The 20,706-nt window shown below is 63.6% G+C and carries 19 protein-coding genes; 6 read left to right on the top strand and 13 right to left on the bottom strand.

The window, feature by feature from the left end:
* Positions 1-586 precede the first annotated feature (586 nt).
* Positions 587-2,140, top strand: a complete 1,554-nt coding sequence (locus B0G81_RS34640) for a mannose-1-phosphate guanylyltransferase/mannose-6-phosphate isomerase (protein ID WP_134141777.1) — start codon at positions 587-589, stop codon at positions 2,138-2,140.
* A gap of 141 nt (positions 2,141-2,281) precedes the next feature.
* On the opposite strand, the gene B0G81_RS34635 is transcribed toward B0G81_RS34640, so the two are convergent.
* Together B0G81_RS34635 and B0G81_RS34630 are read right to left on the bottom strand one after the other, a co-directional pair.
* Positions 2,282-3,463, bottom strand: coding sequence for a transposase (locus B0G81_RS34635; protein ID WP_134141774.1), 1,182 nt, complete (start codon positions 3,461-3,463; stop codon positions 2,282-2,284).
* 592 nt (positions 3,464-4,055) lie between these two features.
* Positions 4,056-4,352 carry a YciI-like protein gene (locus B0G81_RS34630; RefSeq protein ID WP_134141769.1) on the bottom strand — a complete coding sequence of 99 codons (297 nt, stop codon included), beginning with the start codon at positions 4,350-4,352 and terminating at the stop codon, positions 4,056-4,058.
* A 445-nt stretch (positions 4,353-4,797) separates the two neighbouring features.
* Between B0G81_RS34630 and B0G81_RS34625 the strand changes: the two genes are divergently transcribed.
* The 3 genes from B0G81_RS34625 to B0G81_RS34615 all read left to right on the top strand — a co-directional run bounded on the left by B0G81_RS34625 (position 4,798) and on the right by B0G81_RS34615 (position 6,754).
* A complete protein-coding gene (locus B0G81_RS34625) occupies positions 4,798-5,097 on the top strand; it encodes a PsiF family protein (RefSeq protein WP_106281143.1) in 300 nt (99 codons plus the stop codon).
* 234 nt (positions 5,098-5,331) lie between these two features.
* The gene (locus B0G81_RS34620; protein ID WP_134141764.1) at positions 5,332-5,781 is read left to right on the top strand and encodes a hypothetical protein; all 450 of its coding nucleotides are present in this window, start codon (positions 5,332-5,334) and stop codon (positions 5,779-5,781) included.
* A 385-nt stretch (positions 5,782-6,166) separates the two neighbouring features.
* Positions 6,167-6,754, top strand: coding sequence for a YSC84-related protein (locus tag B0G81_RS34615; protein WP_106281140.1), 588 nt, complete (start codon positions 6,167-6,169; stop codon positions 6,752-6,754).
* A gap of 297 nt (positions 6,755-7,051) precedes the next feature.
* On the opposite strand, the gene B0G81_RS34610 is transcribed toward B0G81_RS34615, so the two are convergent.
* The 11 genes from B0G81_RS34610 to mltG form a co-directional block, all read right to left on the bottom strand.
* Positions 7,052-8,119, bottom strand: coding sequence for a glycosyltransferase family 4 protein (locus tag B0G81_RS34610; RefSeq protein ID WP_116116931.1), 1,068 nt, complete (start codon positions 8,117-8,119; stop codon positions 7,052-7,054).
* Between the two features lie 231 nt (positions 8,120-8,350).
* Positions 8,351-9,517 (bottom strand): AAA family ATPase, encoded by a 1,167-nt coding sequence (locus B0G81_RS34605; RefSeq protein ID WP_134141760.1) that lies wholly within the window; start codon positions 9,515-9,517, stop codon positions 8,351-8,353.
* Between the two features lie 115 nt (positions 9,518-9,632).
* Positions 9,633-11,045, bottom strand: coding sequence for an alpha,alpha-trehalose-phosphate synthase (UDP-forming) (gene otsA / locus B0G81_RS34600; RefSeq protein WP_116141286.1), 1,413 nt, complete (start codon positions 11,043-11,045; stop codon positions 9,633-9,635).
* A gap of 209 nt (positions 11,046-11,254) precedes the next feature.
* Complete coding sequence (locus tag B0G81_RS34595) at positions 11,255-12,478, bottom strand: mechanosensitive ion channel domain-containing protein (RefSeq protein ID WP_116116929.1); 1,224 nt, start codon at positions 12,476-12,478, stop codon at positions 11,255-11,257.
* Positions 12,479-12,878: 400 nt separating this feature from the next.
* Positions 12,879-13,241 (bottom strand): Rap1a/Tai family immunity protein, encoded by a 363-nt coding sequence (locus tag B0G81_RS34590; RefSeq protein WP_134141756.1) that lies wholly within the window; start codon positions 13,239-13,241, stop codon positions 12,879-12,881.
* A gap of 318 nt (positions 13,242-13,559) precedes the next feature.
* Positions 13,560-14,300 (bottom strand): ankyrin repeat domain-containing protein, encoded by a 741-nt coding sequence (locus B0G81_RS34585; RefSeq protein WP_134141754.1) that lies wholly within the window; start codon positions 14,298-14,300, stop codon positions 13,560-13,562.
* A gap of 52 nt (positions 14,301-14,352) precedes the next feature.
* A complete protein-coding gene (locus B0G81_RS34580; protein ID WP_134141749.1) occupies positions 14,353-15,144 on the bottom strand; it encodes a TatD family hydrolase in 792 nt (263 codons plus the stop codon).
* 34 nt (positions 15,145-15,178) lie between these two features.
* Complete coding sequence (locus tag B0G81_RS34575; RefSeq protein WP_106281128.1) at positions 15,179-15,703, bottom strand: GNAT family N-acetyltransferase; 525 nt, start codon at positions 15,701-15,703, stop codon at positions 15,179-15,181.
* 121 nt (positions 15,704-15,824) lie between these two features.
* Positions 15,825-16,859, bottom strand: coding sequence for a DNA polymerase III subunit delta' (locus B0G81_RS34570; RefSeq protein ID WP_134141744.1), 1,035 nt, complete (start codon positions 16,857-16,859; stop codon positions 15,825-15,827).
* 95 nt (positions 16,860-16,954) lie between these two features.
* Positions 16,955-17,575: a dTMP kinase gene (tmk, locus tag B0G81_RS34565; RefSeq protein ID WP_134143292.1), complete on the bottom strand. Its 621-nt coding sequence runs from the start codon at positions 17,573-17,575 to the stop codon at positions 16,955-16,957.
* On the bottom strand, positions 17,575-18,585 hold the full coding sequence (gene mltG / locus B0G81_RS34560; RefSeq protein ID WP_134143291.1) for an endolytic transglycosylase MltG: 1,011 nt from the start codon (positions 18,583-18,585) through the stop codon (positions 17,575-17,577). Before mltG ends, tmk begins: the two co-directional genes overlap by 1 nt.
* A 78-nt stretch (positions 18,586-18,663) precedes the next feature.
* On the opposite strand from mltG, the gene B0G81_RS34555 reads away from it, so the two are divergent.
* Both B0G81_RS34555 and B0G81_RS34550 read left to right on the top strand, forming a co-directional pair.
* Positions 18,664-19,737 carry a folate-binding protein YgfZ gene (locus B0G81_RS34555; RefSeq protein WP_134141742.1) on the top strand — a complete coding sequence of 358 codons (1,074 nt, stop codon included), beginning with the start codon at positions 18,664-18,666 and terminating at the stop codon, positions 19,735-19,737.
* Between the two features lie 88 nt (positions 19,738-19,825).
* Positions 19,826-20,671, top strand: a complete 846-nt coding sequence (locus B0G81_RS34550; RefSeq protein WP_134141740.1) for an NRDE family protein — start codon at positions 19,826-19,828, stop codon at positions 20,669-20,671.
* Positions 20,672-20,706 lie beyond the last annotated feature (35 nt).

Genomic DNA, 20,706 nt, shown 5'->3' with positions numbered 1-20,706 from the left:
AATGCAGTCCGGCAAAGGGCCGCACAACGCCGGTAACCGCGTCATGCAAATCCATGCGCGACGCGTAACTGTTTGAACCGGTGCTAATTGCCCTTCTGTTTCCCGCCCGAAAAAACCGCCTGAGCAGCCGAATGGGAAACCTGTGTCGGAATGAGTGAATACCCTTGTTCAGGTATAGATAAAGCGATATTAAAATTCCCACTGCAAGAGCGCAAAATATCTCAAATTGTATCGGTCAATGTTTCGGCATTTTTTCTGAATTTTGTTCGGCAATTGTTACCGAATCCGCCCTTTCACAGGCATCCTGCGAGCCTTTACCTAAGCCAATCTCGTACTTTTAGCGCGCCTTCCTGCCAAGCTTGCGCATCTCCCTCCGCCATCATTCTGACGCATGGGCCGCGGTAAAAAAATGGTCCGCTATTTTTTTCGGGTAATTTTTCTTTTTTAAAAATTATCCGGACATTTTTTCTTCACGAAATGGAGAAACGAATTAGGCGTTTTATATAGTTTCTATTTAACGCGCTTTTATTGATTCCAAAGTTCGTGATAAAACTTGACGCATTCACCCAGCCTCGAGGAGTCCATCATGACAGCTCCGGTTACGGCAACGCCCGCCGACACCCGGTCCACGCAAGTCAAGTCCCTGAACGTCAAGCTCAAGGTTCATCCCGTGATTCTGGCGGGCGGCTCCGGCACGCGGTTGTGGCCGATGTCGCGCGAACAGCACCCGAAACAGTTGATCGGGCTGCTCGGCGACGATTCGCTGCTGCAGTCCACCACGCGCCGTCTCGAAGGACTCGAGGCAGGCTATCCGCTCACCGAGCAACTCGTCGTGGTAGCCAACGAAGAACAGCGCTTCACCACCGCCGAGCAGTTGCGCACGAGCGGCAAGCCAACCCGGCTGATTCTCGAACCCGTCGGCCGCGATACCGCGCCGGCGCTCACGGTGGCCGCCCTCTCGGTCGCCGCGCAGGACGAAGACGGCATCATGGTCGTGATGCCCGCCGATCATGCGGTCACCGACATCGACGGATTTCATGCGGCCGTGGCCGCCGGCGTGCAGCATGCGGCGGCCGGTCATATCGTCACGATGGGTATCGTGCCGACGCGCGCGGAAACGGGCTATGGCTACATCCGCATCGGCGCAGCGCTTGGCACGACTAATCACACGCAAGAGGCCGGCGCGGAAGTGACCGGCAAGGTCGGCGCGCACAAGCTCGATCGCTTTGTCGAGAAGCCGCATCTGGAACTGGCGCAGCGCTATATCGAATCGAAGGAGTACTGGTGGAATAGCGGCATCTTCATCATGCGCGCCTCCACGTGGCTGAAGGCGATCCGCCATTTCCAGCCGGCCATTTACGAAGCCTGCAGTGCAGCCTTCGCGGGCGGCAAGGCGGACGGCGACTTCTTCCGTCTGCAGCGCGACGCGTTCAGCGCATCGCCGTCGAATTCGATCGACTACGCGGTGATGGAGCAGCTCGGCAACGATCAAGGCGCGGCCTCGGGCGTGGTCGTGCCGTTGCAGGCAGGCTGGTCCGACGTGGGTTCGTGGGACGCGATCTGGGATATCTCGGACAAGGACGCCGATCAGAACGTGGGGCGCGGACGCGTGATGTTCGAAGGCGCGGCTTCGACCTTCGCGCATTCGGAAGGACGCCTGATTGCCTGTGTGGGCACGCAGGATCTCGTGGTGGTGGAAACGGCCGACGCCATTCTGGTCGCCGACAAGTCGCGCGTGCAGGACGTCAAGAAAATCGTGGGCCGGATTCGCAACGACGGCGGGCTGGAAGCGGCCAACCATCGCAAGGTGCATCGCCCGTGGGGCAACTACGATTCCGTCGACACGGGCGAGCGCTTCCAGGTCAAACGGATCGTGGTGAAACCGGGTGCGCGGCTCTCGCTGCAAATGCATCATCACCGCGCCGAACATTGGATCGTCGTGCGCGGTACGGCGCTCGTCACACGCGGTGAAGAGCGCTTTATCGTCTCCGAAAACGAATCGGCCTATATTCCGCTGGGTGTCACCCACCGCCTCGAGAACCCGGGCAAGATGCCGCTCGAAATGATCGAGGTCCAGTCCGGCTCGTATCTCGGCGAAGACGATATCGTGCGCTTCGACGATACCTACGGACGCCAGTAACGCGCGTGAATGAGGGGCGTCGGCGAACGGCGTCCTTCTGACAACACCAGTGAATCACAGCGAATATCACAACGAATGAAGCGGGAACCTGCGGCGGTTGCTCCTACCGGCCGCGGGGAACTGCTGTGCTAGCCGCCGCGCTCACCCCGCGTGGGAGATGAGTTCTGTGTACGACGGGTAGCGATCGGACGCACTGCTCTCGGTCGCTGCGGTGGCAGCGGCCGGTTCGCCCGGATAGCGGCGCAACGGACCGCGGAACGCGTTGAGCGGTCCATGCAACGGCGCGCCGTGATTGGCCGCGACCGGTTCGGGCACATGGCGCAAGGCTGGCAACGGACGCGCCGCGACGGGCGCCGGGTTCGCCGTAACATGAGCCGCTGCCTGAACCTCGGCGGCGGATTGCTCCGCAGCCGCCAACGTGAGGCATTCGCGGTCGATCCATTGCCGTGCCCAGTCGAGCGCGTATTGCTCCGCCGCTTCACTTTGCTCAAAGCGCGGGCCGACGAGGCCGGAACGCTCGACGCGTTTGCCGTCCTTCATGATTTCCGCCCACGCCCGATACATGGCGTTCGGCACCGGCTCGGCCGCGATGTAAATCACGTAGCCGCTCCGATCGGCGATTTCCGTGCCGCGTGGCGCGAGGCTCATCGACAGCGGGTTGCGCCGATCGTCAGGCGCGGATGTGCCGCGCGCCGACACGATGGCCGAATTCAAACCATGCATGGCCGCACCGACCGCGCGCGCCTCGTCCGGACGCGGCAAGCCCGGCCGCACAAGGTGCCGTGCGGGTGCTGCGACGGGTGCGGCTGGCGTACGAGACACCGGCGGCACATGCGTGACGCCGGACAGCTGCCGCGTCATGTCGGCAATCGGATCGGCCGAACGCCAGTTGCCCGGGCTGCTCGACACGCCGCCGGGCGCCTGCCATGACTCGGGGCTTCTCCAGGACACGCCACGCAGATGCTCGTCGCGCGCGCTGGGCGTTTCCGCTACCGGTGCCGCAGGTTTGGCCGCGACGGGCGGCGCCGGTTGGGGGACGTACGCAAAGGTGCGCCCCGTTTGCGATAACAGCCGAACCATCTCGAGAAGCGTGCCGTTCAATTGCCACTCTTCAAAACGGCGCCGGCAAGTCGGACCCGACGGATAGCGCCCGGGCAGTTTCGACCAGGGTTCACCGGTTGTCAGAATCCACAGGACGGCATTCGCCACGATGCGCGGTTCGGCGCGGGGCCGGCCGCGTCGGTTTAGACGGACGGCCGGCTCATCTGAAACAAGCGCTGCCAGCAGCGCCCATTCGTCATTGCTTAGCTCATCGAAAAACATTGGATTTTCTCCACGCAGCCTGGCCAGGCCGCGGCTTTGGACTGCCACGGATTCAACTTTCACGACCCGTGTGCAGGCCTCGGTTGCACAAATATGTTTTGTACGTTTTGTTGGCTGGTCATAACCGCCCCGACTTAGTGCGGCTTGTCCCTATTGCGAAGCACAAAACGTGGTCTCACTCGTGCATGGGAGAATTTGTGCACGAAGCATACCATCACCAGGGTTTGCGTGAATATCAATGAGACAAGTGTTACGGATAGAAACAATCTTGTCCTTTTTGCTGCGTCTTTCCTCGCAATGCCGTCACAAAAGTCGAGTCGCTTCCGGTAGAAAAATGACGCTATTGCAGCGCACAACCCGCAGGCATCGCGACGAATAACGTTTATGAATCCGTGGTTCGTCCGCGACGAGATTTCAATGCATTTTGGCTCGGCTTTGGTCGATCGACTGATGAGCCGCGACCAGCATTGATCAATCTATGTGCAATGCATCAACGGCAAGGAAATGGCGCGGTGTGAGGGACACAGGAGCGCCGGGCAAGCGACGTGTTTCGCCGCTCGCCCCTTCGCCGTTACAACCGGACGGCCTGCGTTCAGCGCACGGGTTTTGCCGCGCCCTCGCCCACCACCGTCGTCCATTCACGCACGCGCCAGCGTGTCACGAGACCGGCGAGTACGTACGGATCGGCCTTGGCAAAGGCTTCGGCGGCAGTGGCAGAGTCACCTTGAAAGAGCAGGACGGCGGTATCCGTGGGCTCGGCCAGCGCGCCGGCCAGCAACAACTCGCCGCGCTCGACGGCCGCCCACGCGAGTTTCAGATGCGCATCGCGGTACGCTGCCCGCCGTTCGAGGTAGTCGGACACCAGGTCGTACATCAACAGATAGTGCATCACGAGCCTCCTTGGCCGGTGTGAGAGCGAACCAGTTGCGCAATCGACGGCATGCCTTCTGGTCGATATTACCCATATGTTGGGTAGTGGATTTTCTTGCTGAATTACAATTCAATTGCATGTGCAGCAATGTGCAAAGCATGCTCGAATTTTTCATCGATCTCACGGAATTGTTTAGTGCTAATTCGCTTGAATTCAATTCACGAATTTAATCTGGAATGCATAACATAATTCCATGTGGCGCCATTCGCGTTTTATCCTCGAATCCGCCGCCAGTCCCCGTCACGTAAGGGAAAACGAGTGTCGGGCACTGTCAACCGGATTGCGTTTCCAGCCGTTCTCGCAGACAGCATTTGCCATAATGAACGTGCCGAGGGTCCTGGATACCGTTGACGCCCGCGCGCATGAACGACCAAAAACGTTTTCACCACCGATGGAGTGTCACATGAAAATCCAATCCGCTATCGCAACGCTGGTGCTGGGTGCCGTCCTCGTTTCTTCGCCGGTGTTCGCAGATAACAGCCAGCAAACCAAAATGGCCGACTGTAACAAGCAGGCCGGCGACAAGAAGGGCGACGACCGCAAGGCGTTCATGAAAACCTGCCTGTCCGCGAAACCGGCCGCCGCTGCCCCAATGAGCCAGCAGGACAAAATGAAGGCGTGCAACACGCAAGCCACCGGCAAAAAGGGCGACGACCGCAAGGCGTTCATGAAGACCTGCCTGTCGTCGGCACCGGCTAATTAAACATGGCGAATCGGCGTCGCGCGTCAAGCGCGGCGCCTGAGCGTACTCCGCTCGAACACAGCGATGCTGTCGTCCAGCGCTCGCTGTCCGCGTCCCGCCCCTTGCTACGCAGTCCACCCGCCCGAACCCGCCATTTTTCTTCTATGATGGCTGCGGAGACGGCCCACCCCCATACAACATTAGACGGGCCGCCATCTTGTCGTTGGTGCTGCAGAGCATCCATCGGAGGCAAGGATGGTATCGAAGCATAAAAACCGCTGGTTGAGGCGGTGGCTGGTCGTCATCATATTCTGGGCGGTGCCCGTGGCGATCGTGGCGGTGAGCGAGATCCGGGAGGAAATGGCGTACAACGCCGTCGACCTCGACCGTGCGCTGACCAGCTGGAATTTCACCGCCGCGCAGCGTGCCGCCGGCGCCCCCGCGCGCTGTCATGGCAAGCCCGACGAAGCGCAAGCCGCGGGCTGTCCGGCCGATGTGCTGGCCGCCAACGCGCCACGTCAGCAGGACGCCCGCAATGAATACAGCGTGCGCCGCTCTACTCTGATGGCCTATCTCTGGCACGCTTTCGTCGGCTACTGGATCGTACCGGCCGTGGCGCTGTTTCTGCTCGGCGTGCTGATCGGCATGGTGCGCCGCGCGCTGCGGCGTCCGCCGGCGGTCAAGAGTCCGGCGAACCACGGTTGAGCGCGCCGGGATCGGAAGGCCGAATGCAGGGCGATCTGCGGCGTCACGACAACACTTTCAATTTCGTTTCAAAGCCCGTTCGCCCGGCGCAAAATCGGTAAAAACGAATGGTCGAAGCGGTGGCCGCTCTGCTCCTATCGGCTTTAGCGAAACCCGGCGCGATTCACGCGAACCCGTTCAACGCGCGCTATACGCAGCTTCAATGCGCTCTACGCCGCCGGTCAAAATTACGGCATGGCGTCTTACGATTAGCCCGAAAGCCCCGCTGCACAAGGCTTTTCGCCTGACGAGGAAGTGCGCCTTTTGGGCTTGCGTGTGATATAACTCAAAAGCAACCTGGCTAAACAGATGAGGTTGCGCCCCGGAACCATGACGGAGAAAAACGATGCAAAGACGAAACTTCATGCTGAAGACTACCGCTGCGCTCGCTTTCGGAGGCCTTGCACTCGCTGGTTGTACGACCAATAAAGGCAACCCCGATACCCCCGCCACCGACTCAGCCAAACGACAATCGATCGACGCTAGCGTCGACGGCACCATGTCGCGGCTCTACACGACCGTGAAGGGTTCGCACGAACTGGTCTCGAAGGCGCGTGGCGTTCTGGTGTTCCCTTCGGTGCTGCAGGTGGGCTTCGTGGTCGGCGGACAGTATGGCGAAGGTGCGCTGCGCGTAGGCGGCGGCACGGTTGGTTACTACAGCACGATTTCCGGTTCGTTCGGCCTGCAGGCAGGCGCGCAGTCGAAGGCGATCATCTTCCTGTTCATGACGCAGGATGCGCTGGACAAATTCCGCAATGCCGACGGCTGGTCGGCGGGCGGCGACGCGTCCGTCGCGCTGATCAAGATGGGTGCCAACGGCGCGATCGACACCACCACGGCCACCGCGCCGGTCGAAGTGTTCGTGCTGACCAACGCCGGTCTGATGGCCGATGTATCGCTGCAAGGCACCAAGGTTTCGCGTCTGAAGATCTAACCGACGCGCCAGCCATTGGCCGGTCTGCGGGGTGTGCGTCTGATCCGCCGGGTTCCGTGAGCAGCGGTGGCCGCATCAGACGCAATCCTGCGCAGCTTGCCTTTGCAACCTCAGCAACGTGGCATGCGCCGCGCCGGTGAGCTTTTGTGGACTGCACGCGGGCCGCGTCCATCATGACCGCCCGGCGCCTGGTGCAACGCCCCGATCGTCTTAAGTCGTGCGCCAACGAAAAACGGCGATGCGCATCACGCATCGCCGCTCTTTTTTCGCCCTGCCAGCGAGCCGGATCGCTTCCGCTCAGGTTCCGGACGTATCGATCACCTTGAAGCGTGAACGCTTCTGCGCACGAATCACCATCTGATAGGCATCCACGTATTCTTGCGCCATGCGGCGCGAAGTGAAGCGCTCTTCGAAGCGCTGGCGCACGCCCGCGCGCGGCATCTTGTGCAGACGATTGACCGCCGCCACCGCGCCGATTTCGTCTTCGACGATATAACCCGTCACGCCGTCTTCCAACACTTCCGGCACCGAGCCGCGATTGAACGCGATCACCGGCGTGCCGCATGCCATCGCTTCGATCATCACGAGGCCGAACGGCTCCGGCCAGTCGATCGGAAACAGCAGCGCGTGCGCGCCGGACAGGAATTCGGCCTTCTGGTGATCCGCGATCTCGCCGATAAACTCCACGTGGGGCAAGTCCAGCAACGGCCGGATGTCGCGCTCGAAGTATTCGCGGTCGGCGGCATCCACTTTCGCGGCGATGCGAATCGGCAGGCCGCAGCGGCCCGCAATCCGGATCGCGGTATCGACACGTTTTTCCGGCGAGATCCGGCCGAGAAACGCGAGGTACTTCTGCTCGACCGGCTGCGGCGTGTAGAGCTGCTCAGGCAAGCCGTGATAGACGGTGGTCAGCCACTTGGCCTGCGGTAGCGGATGCCGCTGCGAATTCGAAATCGAGATCACCGGCGCGGTGTTGAACGTGTCGAACACCGGCTGCTGCTCAGGCAAATCGAGGCGGCCGTGCATGGTGGTGACAAACGGCGTGTCCTGGCGCTTGAAGACCGAGAACGAGTAGTAGTCGAGGTGAAAATGCAGAACGTCGAAATTCTCGGCTTGGCGGCGCACCAGTTCCATCAGCAGCATGTGGGGCGCTACCCGGTCGCGAATGCCGGGATCGAGACGCAGCGCGCGCGGCCAGACGGCTTCGAGCTTCGCACTCGTAACGGAGTCGCCGCTCGCGAACAGCGTCACGTCATGTCCGAGATCGACCAGCGCTTCGGTGATGTACGACACGACGCGCTCCGTGCCGCCATATAGCTTCGGCGGCACCGATTCGGTCAAAGGGGCGATCTGCGCAATCTTCATATATTGTCTCCGTAAGCTGACGGCTTGCGCCTCGAGGCGGTGCGCGCCAGCGGCGCTGAGTATGACAGCGCCGATACCTCCGATCAATGCAACGGCCCGAGCCGGCCGCGTGCACCACCGGCATCGAAGCATTATTCACTACGGGACAACAAAAAGCCCCTTGTCTTGCATTTCCTCGGTGCTGTTACATTCAGCTTACATCCGGCTCGGCGCGCACACGGCTTCTCGTGCTTAGCGCGCAGGCCATTTCCACGCCGGCAGATCGCGATCGTCTGCATCGGTAATGCGAGTTGCGCCGAACTGCTTCTCCAGCACGATCGACTGACTCGCCTCTTCGCGTTCGAGCGCTGCGATCAAACGCGCGGCGTGCGACACCACCAGCACCTGCGAATGCGCGGCAGCTCGCGCGATCAGGCGCGCGAGCGCCGGCAGCAGGTCCGGATGCAGGCTCGTCTCCGGTTCGTTCAGCACCAGCAGTTCGGGCGGACGCGGCGTCAGCAAGGCCGCGACCAGCAGCAGATAGCGCAAGGTGCCGTCCGACAACTCCGCGCCTTTCAGCGGCCGGAGCAGGCCGTGCTGCTGCATCGTCACTTCGAAGCGGCCGTCCTGGGTCGCAACCTCCAGGCGCGAACCGGGGAAGGCGTCGTCGATGGCGGCGTCCAGCGCGACCGGGTCGCCGATCTCGCGGATGGTCTGCAAGGCGGCCGCGAGATCCGCGCCATCGTTCGCGAGCACGGGCGTGTGCGTGCCGATCTGCGGCAGACGCGCGGGTGCATCGGCGTCGGTGCGGAAGTGGTCGTAGAAGCGCCACGAGCGGATCTGTTCACGCACCGTGATCATCTCCGGCGCGGTGCGCGGGTCGGAGAACTCCGTCATCATGCTGTCGAAGCTGGCGACCGGTTGTGGAATGGTCTGCCAGTCGCCCTGCTCGTCGCGCGTGCGCAGCGCCGGGCCGTGACGATCGACCAGCAAGGCCGACGGCCGCAGCACGGGCCCGCTCCAGATGCATTCGCGTTTGATGGTGGGATCGAGCGGGAAGCGCGTGGCGCGATTGACAAGCGGCAGACCGAGATCGATCGCATAGCCGAATTGAGAGCCGGAAAACCCGAGCCGCAGGCTGACCGGCTCCTTGCGGCGCAGCGGTTCAACCGCGAACTCGCCCGCCAGCACGGCCCGCGAAAAGCGCTCAGGACCGGCCCATAGCGTCGACGGCAAGCCGCCCTCGCGCGCGAGCGAAGTAATCAACCCGCCGCGCGCCGCTTCGGACAGCAGCCGTAGCGAGCGGTACACGCTCGACTTTCCGCTGCCGTTTGCACCTGTGATCACGTTCAGCCTGCCGAGCGGCACGATCAACTCGCGCAACGAGCGATAGCCCGCAATTGCCAGAGTGGTCAGCATGCGCCGGCCCGACATTCAGTCGCGCAGGCGCGCGTGTCCCTCAACCCTGCCGCACCTGAACACGCGCTCACGCCGCCGTTCCCGAAGCCGGACAAACACTGGTCGACACGCCCCATTACTTATGGCCGCCGCCGTTGCCCGGCTTCCGCGCGGGCACGCTGCGCAGATCGCGCAGGAAGGTGTCGCGCCACACGCCGAGATCGTTCTTGCGCAGCGCCTCCATGTTGATCTCGTGACGCCGCTGACGCGCGTCGAGCGGCATCTGCAACGCGCGCTGCAGCGCTTCGCACATGCCGATCGCATCATGCGGATTGACCAGCAGCGCGCCGGTCAGCTCCGCCGCGGCGCCCGCGAAAATCGACAGCACCAGCACGCCGGGGTCGTCGGGATTCTGCGCGGCGACGTATTCCTTCGCGACCAGGTTCATGCCGTCGTGCAGCGGCGTGACGAAACCGATCTGCGATTCGCGGAACAGCGACATCAGCTTCCAGCGGTCGTATTGCTGGTTCAGATAGCGGATGGGCGTGTAGTCGAGGCCCGAGTAGCGGCCATTGATGCGCCCTGCTTCGTACTCCAGATCCTGGCGAATCTTCTGATAGGTGGCGACGTCCGAGCGGGTCGGCGGCGCGATCTGCACCAGCGTGACATTGCCGCGCCATTCCGGCGAGCGCTCCAGCAGATGCTCGAACGCGCGGAAGCGCTCGACGAGACCCTTCGAGTAATCGAGCCGGTCGACGCTCATGATCAGCTTGCGCCCCTCCAGGCTCTGCTTCAGGTCGAGCACGTGCTGACGGCTTTCGTAGCGCTTCGCCTGCTCGGCGATTTCGTCGGGGAACACGCCGATCCGGTACACGCCCGTGCGCAGCTTGCGGCCGAATGCTTCGACCACGCCGTCCGCGCCCACGGTGCCGCGCGCGTGGCGCGTGACGTAATCCTTGAAGGCGAGTTCGTCGGTGGCGGTCTGAAAACCCAGCAGGTCGTAGCACGACAGCGACTTCACCAACTCTTCATGCGGCGGAATGTTGAGCAGGATCTGCGGCGCGGGAAACGGAATGTGCAGGAAGAAGCCGATGCGATTCGTGACGCCCTCGTTGCGCAGCGCCTCGGCGAACGGGATCAGATGGTAGTCGTGAATCCAGATCACGTCGTCGGGTTCGAGCAGCTTGATCAGCTTGTGCGCGAGCCACGCGTTGACGCGCCGGTAGCCCGCGTACTCCTCGCGCTCGTAGCGCGCGAGGTCGTTGCGGTAGTGGAATACCGGCCACAGCGTTGCGTTCGAGAAGCCTCGATAGTACTGGTCGTAGTCCTTGCGCGTCAGACCGACGGTCGCGAAGGTCACCGCGCCGTCCTGCTCCAGCGTCGGGCCCGCGTTGGCGACGGTCTCGCTGACCACGTCGCCGCTCCAGCCGAACCACACGCCTCCGGCATCCTTCAGCGCGCCGAATACGCCGACGGCGAGGCCGCCGGCCGAGCCCCTGGTTTCCGTCGGCGTTGCGACGCGATTCGACACGACGATGAGTCGGCCCATATTGCATGTCCTCCTTGGTTCGCGCGGCGCGCTCCGTGCCTTCGCAGGTGCTCGAAGTGTCTCGCGCCCGGTTGCGCGTCGAGCACCCAAACACATGAAGCACGCGGCGCCGCGCCGGATTCGTGAGTGAGTGGACGGTTCGACTGTTTTGGTGCCCGATCAGTTGCATCTATCGGCACCGCGACCTCAAGATTTGCCGCTTTCCGCCGTCAAACTTTTTCCTTCACCGGCCCCGGCACGCCGACCGCCGACGGCCGTCCCGCGCGGCTTGCCACCGGATCGGCCTCGGTATGCGCGGCAGTGCTGCCGGCCGGCGTCTGCGTGCCGCGCGGCACCCAGTCGAGTGGTGCGCCGTTGCCGGTTTCGAGTTCCGCCGACACTTCCGCGCGCGCCCGCGGCAGGTACTGTGGATAGTGCTGTTGAATGAAGTCGAGCAGACCTTCGCGCACCCGGCAACGCAAATCCCAGTTCAGGCCGGAGTCGAGCGAACTGACGAGCGCGCGCAATTGCATGGAGCGCTCGGTGCCGTCCGTGACCTGCAACACCTGCACGCGGCGGTCCCACTCGGGCGCGTCCTCGACGATGCGCGCGAGTTCCTCGCGCAACGGCGCGAGCGGCATGCGGTAATCGACGTACAGAAACACCGTGCCGATGATCTGCGAACTGCTGCGGGTCCAGTTGGAAAACGGGTTTTCGATAAACCATTGCAGCGGCACGATCAGCCGCCGCTGATCCCACAGACGCACCGACACATACGTGCCGGTGATTTCCTCGATACGCCCCCACTCGCCCTGGATCACTACGACGTCGTCGAGACGGATCGGCTGCGATAGCGCGATCTGCAAGCCGGCGATCAGATTGCCGAGCACCGGCCGCGCCGCGATACCGGCGACCAAGCCCGCCACGCCCGCCGACGCCAGCAGGCTCGCGCCAATCTGCCGGACGCTCGGAAACGTCATCAATGCGCCGCCCACGCCGATGATCACGATCACGAACATCACGGAACGGGCCAGCACGCGCGCCTGCGTGTGAATACGGCGCGCCTGCAGGTTATCGGCGGTGTCGAGCGGATGGGCCTGAATGATCGCCTCGCCGATCGCCGCCGCCGAGCGCACGGACAACCACGTCATTCCGCCGATCAGCGTAATCGCGACGGCGTCGCGCAGCGGCGTGATGAAGGTCAGCGTGTCAGGCGCTTCCCACCATACGGCCTCCAGCGCGAGGATCACGAGCACGAACAGCGAAGGTTTGTCGATGTAGCGCAGCACGACGCTCGTCAGCGGATAAGGCCGCGCGAGCCGCGTCACGATGCGCGCGCCGATCCGATGGATGCCCACGGCCAGCACCATCGCGATGACGGAGACGAGCAAGGCGCCGACCCACGTATGCAGCGGCGCTTCGGCCATGCGGCTGAGGTCGTCGAAAGTTGGCATGAAGGGGATTTTCCTCCTGGCTTGGGTGGGGAACAGAACCCGCGCGGAACGGGCGCATGACCCGCGAGCCTCGAACACGTCTCCAGTGTTGCGTGACGCGCAAGATGGCCGAGGGTGCCGTCGGCGAAGCGTCCGGCGTTGAAGCAGGCGCGAAACGGACGGCGGCGCGCCGTCGCGGACTGCCTGTAGACATCTTAGGTCGTTCGTCTGCGCGATCGCGGAAAGGTGCCGGAAACCCCCCGTTTCTGCAAACCGACGGCCACGGTTCAGACCGTTTTCAGGCGGGCTTCGAAGAAGCCCCAAGCGGGATTCCGGCCGCTGAAACCGGAAACACACCCGCAGGCTGAACGCCCGACGCGCCCGCCACGGGGCGCGCGAGGCATGTCAGCCGTGATTCAGTTCACAATCCACTACCGCTCTTGCAGGGAAACGCTTTGCCGAGTCCCAGCGAGATCGCCGTGCTGGCGTTGTAGCCCGCGACGTTCGGATTCTCGGCAATATACTTGCGCACCGCATCGGTCAACTGCGCCGAGCGCGCGTCCTGCGGCAAGCAGAAGTACTGGCCGACGCGCGGACCCGTCGTGCCGCCGATCGCGTCGATGGTATTGAAGATGCCGTCAGCGGCGCCTTCGATATAAGCGGCGCACGCGCTACGCGATGCCACATCCGTCTTGGTGCACAGCTTGTTGAGGTCGCCTCCCGTAAACGCGGCTGCCGATAGCGGTACGGCGAGCGCGCTGGCGAAAATCAAAGCCCGCAGCATGGTGTTCCTTTCCAGGGTCGTTTATCAGGCGGTCTTTCGCCGCGTCCGAACGGCACGCCCAGGCGGCGCGCCAAAGTCGTCATTCTGCACTGTTTTGCGAAGCGCAAGCGTGTGCGCCCGCGCTATCTTCAGGCACTTTTTACTGCAATGCGTGGCGGCGGCCGTTCCGCCGGTATTTTTGCGCTTTGGCAGTTGTACGGGTGGTGCTTTGCAAGCGGGGCCCGAGCAGCCAGCGGACCCGCCTGACCCGCGCCAGACGCTGAAGCGGCCGGCACACCCTCTCCGCCCGTCAACCGCCGACTCGCACCGTCGCGCGCATCACTTCTGTTGCATCTGCTGCAGGCGCGCGGTCAGCCCTTCGACCACGTCCGGCTCCTTGTAAGTCTTGGCAAAATCGAGCGCCGTCAGGCCGATCTGGTTCTTCACCGTCAGATCCGCGCCGTTGTCGAGCAGCAGCTTCACCGTCGACACGTGGCCGCCGCGCGCGGCCATCATCAGCGGCGTGGTGCCGTTCGGCGAGCCGGCGTCGACGTAGGCCGAATGGTCGAGCAGCACCTTGACGATATCGTCATGCCCGTTCGCCGCCGCGTAGTGCAGCGGCGCCCAGCCCTTCTTGTTCACCTCGGCGTCTTTTGCGATCAGCAGGTTGACGAAGTCGAGGTCGCCGTTCAGCGCGGCCATCATCATCGCGTTCTCGCCGGCCTTGTCCTGAATCTCGATGTTCGTTTTCGGATTGGCGACCAGCGCGGCGCCGACCTTGTCCGATTTCTCGCGCGCGGCCAGCACCAGCAGCGGCATGCCCTGGTTATCCACGCTGTTCGGGTCCATGCCCTTGGCGAGCAGCTTGTTGACGCCGTCGACGTCGTCGAACTTGACCGACTTGATCAGCGAATCGATCGGCGCAGCCTGAGCCGGCGACACCACCAACGAAGTCAGCGCGGCACAGGCCAGCGCGGCCGCGAACGCGACGCGCGAGGCGCCACGCTGTGCCGATGCCAGCACGCCATGCGCCGCTGAAAGGACCTGATTCTCTGCAATCGACATCGAAATTTCTCTCATATTTAACTTTAGGAAACGTCCCTATCCTTTTGATAATGATCGACTTTACATCTCACGCGCCAGCCGGCGCGGGGATCTTGAAAAGGCGAAAGAAGTTCTGCGTGGTCGCGGCGGCCAGCGCCGTTTCCGGCATCTCGCGTTGCTGCGCGATGAACCGTCCGACATAACTCACGTACGCAGGTTCATTTGGCTTGCCGCGATACGGCACCGGCGCGAGGTACGGCGAGTCGGTCTCGATCAGCAAACGCTCGAGCGGTACGCGCCGCGCGACGTCCTGCACGTCGGTCGCGCTCTTGAACGTGACGATGCCCGACAGCGAGATGTAAAAATTCTGTGCCAGCGCCTGTTCGGCGACGGCCCACGGCTCCGTAAAGCAATGCATCACGCCGCCCGGCTCGCCCGCGCGCTCCTCGGCCATGATGCGCAGCGTGTCTTCCGACGACGAGCGCGTATGGATGATCAGCGCCTTGCCCGTAGCATGCGCCGCGCGGATATGCGTGCGAAAGCGCTCGCGCTGCCATTCCATGTCGGCGATCGAGCGGCCTTCCAGCCGGTAGTAGTCGAGCCCCGTCTCGCCGATCGCGACCACCTTCGGATGCGCGGCCAGTTCGACCAGTTCGGCGACGCTCGGCTCGCGCATGTCCTCGTGATCCGGATGCACGCCGACCGACGCGTACACGTTTTCGTACCGGTTGGCGATATCCAGCACCGACGGCAGCGTTTCCAGATCGACGGAAACGCACAGCGCATGCGTGACCGAATGGCTGCGCATATTTTCGAGCACCTGCGGCAGGCGGTCGGCGAGTCCTTCGAAGTTGATATGGCAGTGCGAGTCGACAAACATGGTGATGTCCTGCTTAAGAAGTGCTCGAAGTGAATCAGGCGGCGGCTGCGGCGGAGTCCAGGCGTTTGCCGAGAATCACCAGATCGCGCTCCACGCCGTCCAGCACGGCCACGCGCGGCAACGAGCCCCACGTGTCGAAACCGAAGCTGCGGAACAGGCGCAGGCTCGCCTCATTGTGGCCGAAGATAAAGCCGAGCACGGAGTCGATGCCGAGCGCCGGCGCCGCCGCCAGCGAAGCCGCGAGCAATTGCTTGCCAAGGCCGCGGCCGCGCGCGCTTTCGTCGAGATAGATGCTGACTTCGGCGGTGCGTTGATAAGCGGGACGGCCGTAGAAATCCGAAAAGCTCAGCCACGCGATCACGCGGCCCGGTTGTTGCGCGTCTTCCACTACCCACAGCGGCCGCTTTTGCGGACCGTGCGCATGAAACCAGCCCAACCGGCTTTCGACGCTGACGGGTTCGAGATCCGCCGTGACCTGCCGCGACGGCACAGTCGAGTTGTAGATGGCGACGATCGCGGGCAGATCGTCGAGCGTGGCATCGCGGTAGGAAAGGCTCATGGTGCGTTGAACTTGGAGGGAAGGCCAATACGGGAAGAAAGTTGGACCGGCGTCGTCGGCCTGGTGCGGTAAAGCGCTGCAAAGCGCGCCCGCCGCTACCGGCGTACCTCGCGGACAGGTCTTAGGCGAACAACTCGCGATAACCGATAAACAGTTCCTCGAACACCAGCCGCGCATTCAGCGGATGGTTCTCGACGGCGCGCTGGCGCGTCACGATGCGCATGAAGCGCGCGAACGCGCTGGCATCGGCCTGCGACGCGCAACGCGTCAGCGCCGCCGACGCCTGGGGAAAATAACGTGGCGCACCCGCCGTGCGCTGCGCCAGCAGATCGTACATCCAGCGTTGCAGCCAGCCTAGCACCAGCGGCACGGGCAGCTTCTGCAACGCCTCGCCGCACGCGAAGGCATCGCAATCGGGGCCGGCGGCGAGTTGCTTGAGCGTCCAGTCGCGCAGCGTGCGGTTCTCGTCGCTGGCGAGCGCGAGTGCGGTGAGCGGCGCGCCGCCGGCTTCGGCGAGCAGCGCGGGCGCTTCGGCCACGCCCTGCGCGGCGAGCCATTTCGTCGCCACGTCGGGCGCGGGCACGGTCATCGGCCACTGGCGGCAGCGGCTGATGATAGTGGGCAGCAGGCGGTCTATGCGCGCCGACACCATCAGGAACACGACGCCCGCCGGCGGTTCTTCGAGCGTCTTCAGGAGCGCGTTGGCCGCGGCGATGTTCAGCCCTTCCGCCGGATACAGCACGACCACACGCGCGCCGCCGCGATGCGAACCCACGCCGACGAAGTCGAGCAGGCCGCGAACCTGCTCGATCTTGATTTCCTTGCTGGGCGCGCGGGTCTTCTTGCCTTCGTCGGCGTCGGCCTTGTCGGCTTTTTCGTCCGCGGCGTTGTTCAGGCCGGCTTCGGCGGCGAGCGCCTCCGGCACGACGATCCGGTAATCCGGATGATTGCCCTGCGCGAACCAGTTGCAGGCCACGCATGCGCCGCACGGCTCGCCGTTCGGCTGTTGCGCCTCGCACAGCAGACCTTGCGCGAGATGCTGCGCAAAGCGCAGCTTGCCGATACCGGCCTGTCCATGCAGCAACAGGGCGTGCGGCCAGTGGCCGCGCAGCTGCTGCAGGCGGTTCCAGTCATCGGCTTGCCACGGATAAATCATCGTTTCTCTTTTTAAATCAAACTATTGCAGAGGTTTTTTGAGGGGCAACGCGAACTCTGCGTCGTGTTATAAGGCAGGGCTATATTCTTTTCAAATCAAAGCACTGCAATCAACTCATCAAGCTTTCTCTGAATCTGCACAATGCTCTGCGTGGAGTCAATGATAACGAACCGATACGGCGCTTCTTCGGCGCGGCGCAGATACTCGGCGCGCGTGCGGTTGAAAAAGGCGACCGACTCGCTCTCGAAGCGATCCGGATCGCGCACGGCGCTGCGCCGTTCGTTGGCAACCTCAGGCGCAAGGTCGAACAGCACCGTCAGGTCCGGTTGAAAACCGCCCTGCACCCATCGCTCCAGCGTTTCCAGCTTGTCGCGCGGCAGACCGCGGCCGCCGCCCTGATAGGCGAAAGTCGCGTCGGTGAAACGGTCCGACAGCACCCAGTCGCCGCGCGCGAGCGCGGGCTCGATCACTTCCGCCAGATGCTGGCGGCGCAGCGCGAACATCAGCAGCGCCTCGGTTTCGAGGTCCATCTTCTGATGCAGCACGATCTCGCGAATCTGCTCGCCGAGCGGCGTGCCGCCGGGTTCGCGCGTCATCACGACCGAGCGTCCGGCGCTCGCGACTTTCTGTTCGAGGCGCTCCCGAAACCAGCCGAGATGGGTGGTCTTGCCCGCCCCGTCGATGCCCTCAAACGTAATGAATTTGCCCCGCGCCATCATTGCCCTCGAATGTATTTGTCCACGGCCTTGTTGTGATCGCCGAGGGTGTCGGAAAAGATACTGCTGCCGTCGCCGCGCGACACGAAATAGAGCGCGGTGGTTTGCGCCGGATTCAACGCCGCTTGCAGCGACGCCACGCCGGGCAGCGAGATGGGCGTTGGCGGCAGGCCCATCCGGGTGTAGGTATTGTAGGGAGTGTCGGTCTGCAGGTCTTTTTTCCTGATATGACCGGCGTAGCTGTCGCCCATGCCGTAGATCACGGTCGGGTCGGTTTGCAGCGGCATGCCCACCCGCAGACGGTTCGCGAACACCGCGGCGACCATCGGCCGGTCGGACTTCTTGCCGGTTTCCTTTTCGATGATCGACGCCATGGTCAGCGCGTCGTACGGTGTCTTGTACGGCAGGTTCGGCGCGCGCGCGGTCCATGCTTCATCCAGACGCAGACGCATCAGGCGATAGGCGCGGCGGTATACGTCGAGATCGCTGGTGTTCTTGTCGAACAGATACGTATCCGGGAAAAACAGCCCTTCGCCATTGCCGATCGACGCCTCCGGCGCGTTGATCGCGTTCATCAGATCCGTGTCGCTCATGCCGATCGTGTCGTGCTTGAGCGCCGGATTGGCGTCCAGCTCGGCGCGCATGCGCTTGAAGGTCCAGCCTTCGATAATGGTCGCCACGTATTCGTTGACGTCGCCACGAGCGATTTTCTGCAGCACCTCGTACGGCGTCACGCCCGTCTTGAATTCGTAGTTGCCCGATTTCAGCTCGCTTTGCAGCCCCAGCAGCCGTGTCATGATGACGAACAGTTCGGGCTCGACCGGCACGCCGCCGCGATTGAGCTGCAGCGTGACGCTGCGCAAGCTGCTGTGCGGCTTGACGGTGACATCGAGTTGCGCAGGGTTCAGATCGAGCGGGCTGTTGGCCCAATGATACCCACCGGCAATGGCGGCTGCGGCCAGCACAACGACGATTGCGCCGGCGACGAAACATTTCTTCAGAAGGGACATGCGAAACGTGGCAAGGTTGGACTGCATATAATACTTGTTTGCCTTAGCTAAAGTCAGAATTGACTGTTCTCGGAATCCATGAACACACCGCTCGCTACCGCTTCAGGCACTCCCTCCGGCAACGCCGTTACGGCCGCTGCCGCCACGCCCTTCGTTCTGCCCACGCTGCCGCGCCCTTCTGCCGATGAATTCGACGCCGTCATCCACCACGGCGCGTACATGCCGCTCACGCAGTTCGGCGTGATCGACGTCACCGGCGACGACGCGGCGAGCTTCCTGCATGGCCAGTTGACCAACGACACCCAGCACCTCGATGCCGCCAACGCGCGTCTGGCTGGCTACTGCTCGGCCAAGGGGCGTCTGCTCGCGTCGTTCCTGACGTGGCGCAGCGGCGATACGATCCGCCTGCTGGCGTCGAAAGACGTGCAGGCTGCCGTGCAGAAGCGGCTCTCCATGTTCGTGCTGCGCGCCAAAGCCAGGCTTGTGGATGCGAGCGGCGAGCTGGCCGTGATCGGTCTTGCCGGCGACGTGCGCAAGGCGCTCTCGGGCGTGTTCGACGCGCTGCCGGACGGCGTGCATGTGAAAGTGGACGGCGCGGCGGGCTCGCTGATTCGCGTGCCGGATGCGCTCGATCACCTGCGTTTTCTGTGGATCGGCCCGAAGGCACAGGTCGAGTCGCTGCTGCCCTTGCTCGACGAAAAACTCAAACGCGCCTCGCCCGCCGTGTGGGACTGGCTCGACATTCGCGCGGGCGAGCCGCGCATCACGCAGCCGGTGGCCGAGCAATTCGTGCCGCAAATGGTCAATTTCGACGTGCTCGGCGCGGTGAATTTCCGCAAAGGCTGCTATCCCGGGCAGGAAGTCGTGGCGCGCAGCCAGTATCGCGGCACGATCAAGCGGCGCACCTCCCTCGCTAACGTGCCAGGCGAACTCGACACAGTGCGCCCCGGCGCGGAACTGTTTCATTCGGACGATCCGGGCCAGCCCTGCGGCATGGTCGTGAACGCGGCGTGGGCGCCGGACGGTGGGGTCGATGTGCTGGTCGAGATCAAGCTCGCCGCGCTGGAAAACGACTCGGTGCATCTGGGCGCGGCGGACGGCCCGGGGCTGCGGTTTCTGCCGCTGCCCTACGGGTTGCCGACCGAAGTTTAAAGCTCTCTCGCGGTACGCAGCGGCGCAATCAGGCGCCGCTTTTTACTGGCCTCTTCACCTGCAATGCCCCACCGGGAGATGCCCCCCGATGTGCCTGATCGTCTTCGACTGGCGACCCGACGCGGTCGACGGCCCGCTCTTCACGCTCGCCGCGAATCGCGACGAATTCTTTCGCCGCACCGCCGAGCCGATCAGCTGGTGGCAGGACGCGCCGGGTGTGCTGGCCGGGCGCGATCTTCAGGGCGGCGGCACGTGGCTCGGCATGTCGCGCGACGGCCGCTTCGCCGCGCTGACCAATTACCGCGCGCCGCATGAAATGCGCGCCGACGCGCCGACCCGCGGCACGCTCGTCAGCGACTGGCTGAAAGCCGCCACGCGCGATGCGACGGGGAACCCGCACGCCACGCCGCTGGCGTACCTGCAGCACGTCGCGCAAACCGGCGACATCTACAACGGGTTCAATCTGCTGGTGGGCGATTGGACGCGCCGCGAACTCGCCTGGTATTGCAACCGGGGTGGCCTCGCGCCCACGCTGCTCGCGCCGGGCACGCATGGCATCTCAAACGCGGTGCTCGATACCGCGTGGCCGAAGCTGCTGAAAAAGCGCGCCGAACTGGCCACGCTGCTCGCGCGCGACGCGATGCCGCCGCTCGAACGCTTGATCGATCTGATGCGCGATCCGCGCCTCGCGCGCGACGACGAGTTGCCGTCCACCGGCATTCCGCTCGAACGGGAGCGGGCGTTGTCGGCGGCGTTTATCGAAACGCCGGAGTACGGCACGCGCGGCACGACGGCGTTGCGCGTGGCCGTGCATGGCGACGTGATCAGCGTGGCCGTCGCCGAGCGCAGCGACGACAACGGTTCGCACCGCATCGTGCGGCCCGGCGACTTCGAACGCAGCTTCGCTTTTAATATCGAACGCGAGATGGAGTGATGCTTGTTGGGCGGCATGGCGGCGGTTCGCCCTCC

The organism is Paraburkholderia sp. BL6665CI2N2 (assembly GCF_004366535.1).
Lineage (GTDB): Bacteria > Pseudomonadota > Gammaproteobacteria > Burkholderiales > Burkholderiaceae > Paraburkholderia.
Note: the sequence above shows the minus strand (reverse complement) of the source record. Positions and strands in the feature narration are given on the sequence as shown.

What these genes read in the sequence shown, in the direction of transcription:
- B0G81_RS34640 (WP_134141777.1), top strand. Translation starts at nt 587, where the DNA reads ATGACAGCTCCGGTTACGGCAACGCCCGCCGACACCCGGTCCACGCAA.
- B0G81_RS34635 (WP_134141774.1), bottom strand. Translation starts at nt 3,463, where the DNA reads ATGTTTTTCGATGAGCTAAGCAATGACGAATGGGCGCTGCTGGCAGCG.
- B0G81_RS34630 (WP_134141769.1), bottom strand. Translation starts at nt 4,352, where the DNA reads ATGCACTATCTGTTGATGTACGACCTGGTGTCCGACTACCTCGAACGG.
- B0G81_RS34625 (WP_106281143.1), top strand. Translation starts at nt 4,798, where the DNA reads ATGAAAATCCAATCCGCTATCGCAACGCTGGTGCTGGGTGCCGTCCTC.
- B0G81_RS34620 (WP_134141764.1), top strand. Translation starts at nt 5,332, where the DNA reads ATGGTATCGAAGCATAAAAACCGCTGGTTGAGGCGGTGGCTGGTCGTC.
- B0G81_RS34615 (WP_106281140.1), top strand. Translation starts at nt 6,167, where the DNA reads ATGCAAAGACGAAACTTCATGCTGAAGACTACCGCTGCGCTCGCTTTC.
- B0G81_RS34610 (WP_116116931.1), bottom strand. Translation starts at nt 8,119, where the DNA reads ATGAAGATTGCGCAGATCGCCCCTTTGACCGAATCGGTGCCGCCGAAG.
- B0G81_RS34605 (WP_134141760.1), bottom strand. Translation starts at nt 9,517, where the DNA reads ATGCTGACCACTCTGGCAATTGCGGGCTATCGCTCGTTGCGCGAGTTG.
- otsA (WP_116141286.1), bottom strand. Translation starts at nt 11,045, where the DNA reads ATGGGCCGACTCATCGTCGTGTCGAATCGCGTCGCAACGCCGACGGAA.
- B0G81_RS34595 (WP_116116929.1), bottom strand. Translation starts at nt 12,478, where the DNA reads ATGCCAACTTTCGACGACCTCAGCCGCATGGCCGAAGCGCCGCTGCAT.
- B0G81_RS34590 (WP_134141756.1), bottom strand. Translation starts at nt 13,241, where the DNA reads ATGCTGCGGGCTTTGATTTTCGCCAGCGCGCTCGCCGTACCGCTATCG.
- B0G81_RS34585 (WP_134141754.1), bottom strand. Translation starts at nt 14,300, where the DNA reads ATGAGAGAAATTTCGATGTCGATTGCAGAGAATCAGGTCCTTTCAGCG.
- B0G81_RS34580 (WP_134141749.1), bottom strand. Translation starts at nt 15,144, where the DNA reads ATGTTTGTCGACTCGCACTGCCATATCAACTTCGAAGGACTCGCCGAC.
- B0G81_RS34575 (WP_106281128.1), bottom strand. Translation starts at nt 15,703, where the DNA reads ATGAGCCTTTCCTACCGCGATGCCACGCTCGACGATCTGCCCGCGATC.
- B0G81_RS34570 (WP_134141744.1), bottom strand. Translation starts at nt 16,859, where the DNA reads ATGATTTATCCGTGGCAAGCCGATGACTGGAACCGCCTGCAGCAGCTG.
- tmk (WP_134143292.1), bottom strand. Translation starts at nt 17,575, where the DNA reads ATGGCGCGGGGCAAATTCATTACGTTTGAGGGCATCGACGGGGCGGGC.
- mltG (WP_134143291.1), bottom strand. Translation starts at nt 18,585, where the DNA reads ATGTCCCTTCTGAAGAAATGTTTCGTCGCCGGCGCAATCGTCGTTGTG.
- B0G81_RS34555 (WP_134141742.1), top strand. Translation starts at nt 18,664, where the DNA reads ATGAACACACCGCTCGCTACCGCTTCAGGCACTCCCTCCGGCAACGCC.
- B0G81_RS34550 (WP_134141740.1), top strand. Translation starts at nt 19,826, where the DNA reads ATGTGCCTGATCGTCTTCGACTGGCGACCCGACGCGGTCGACGGCCCG.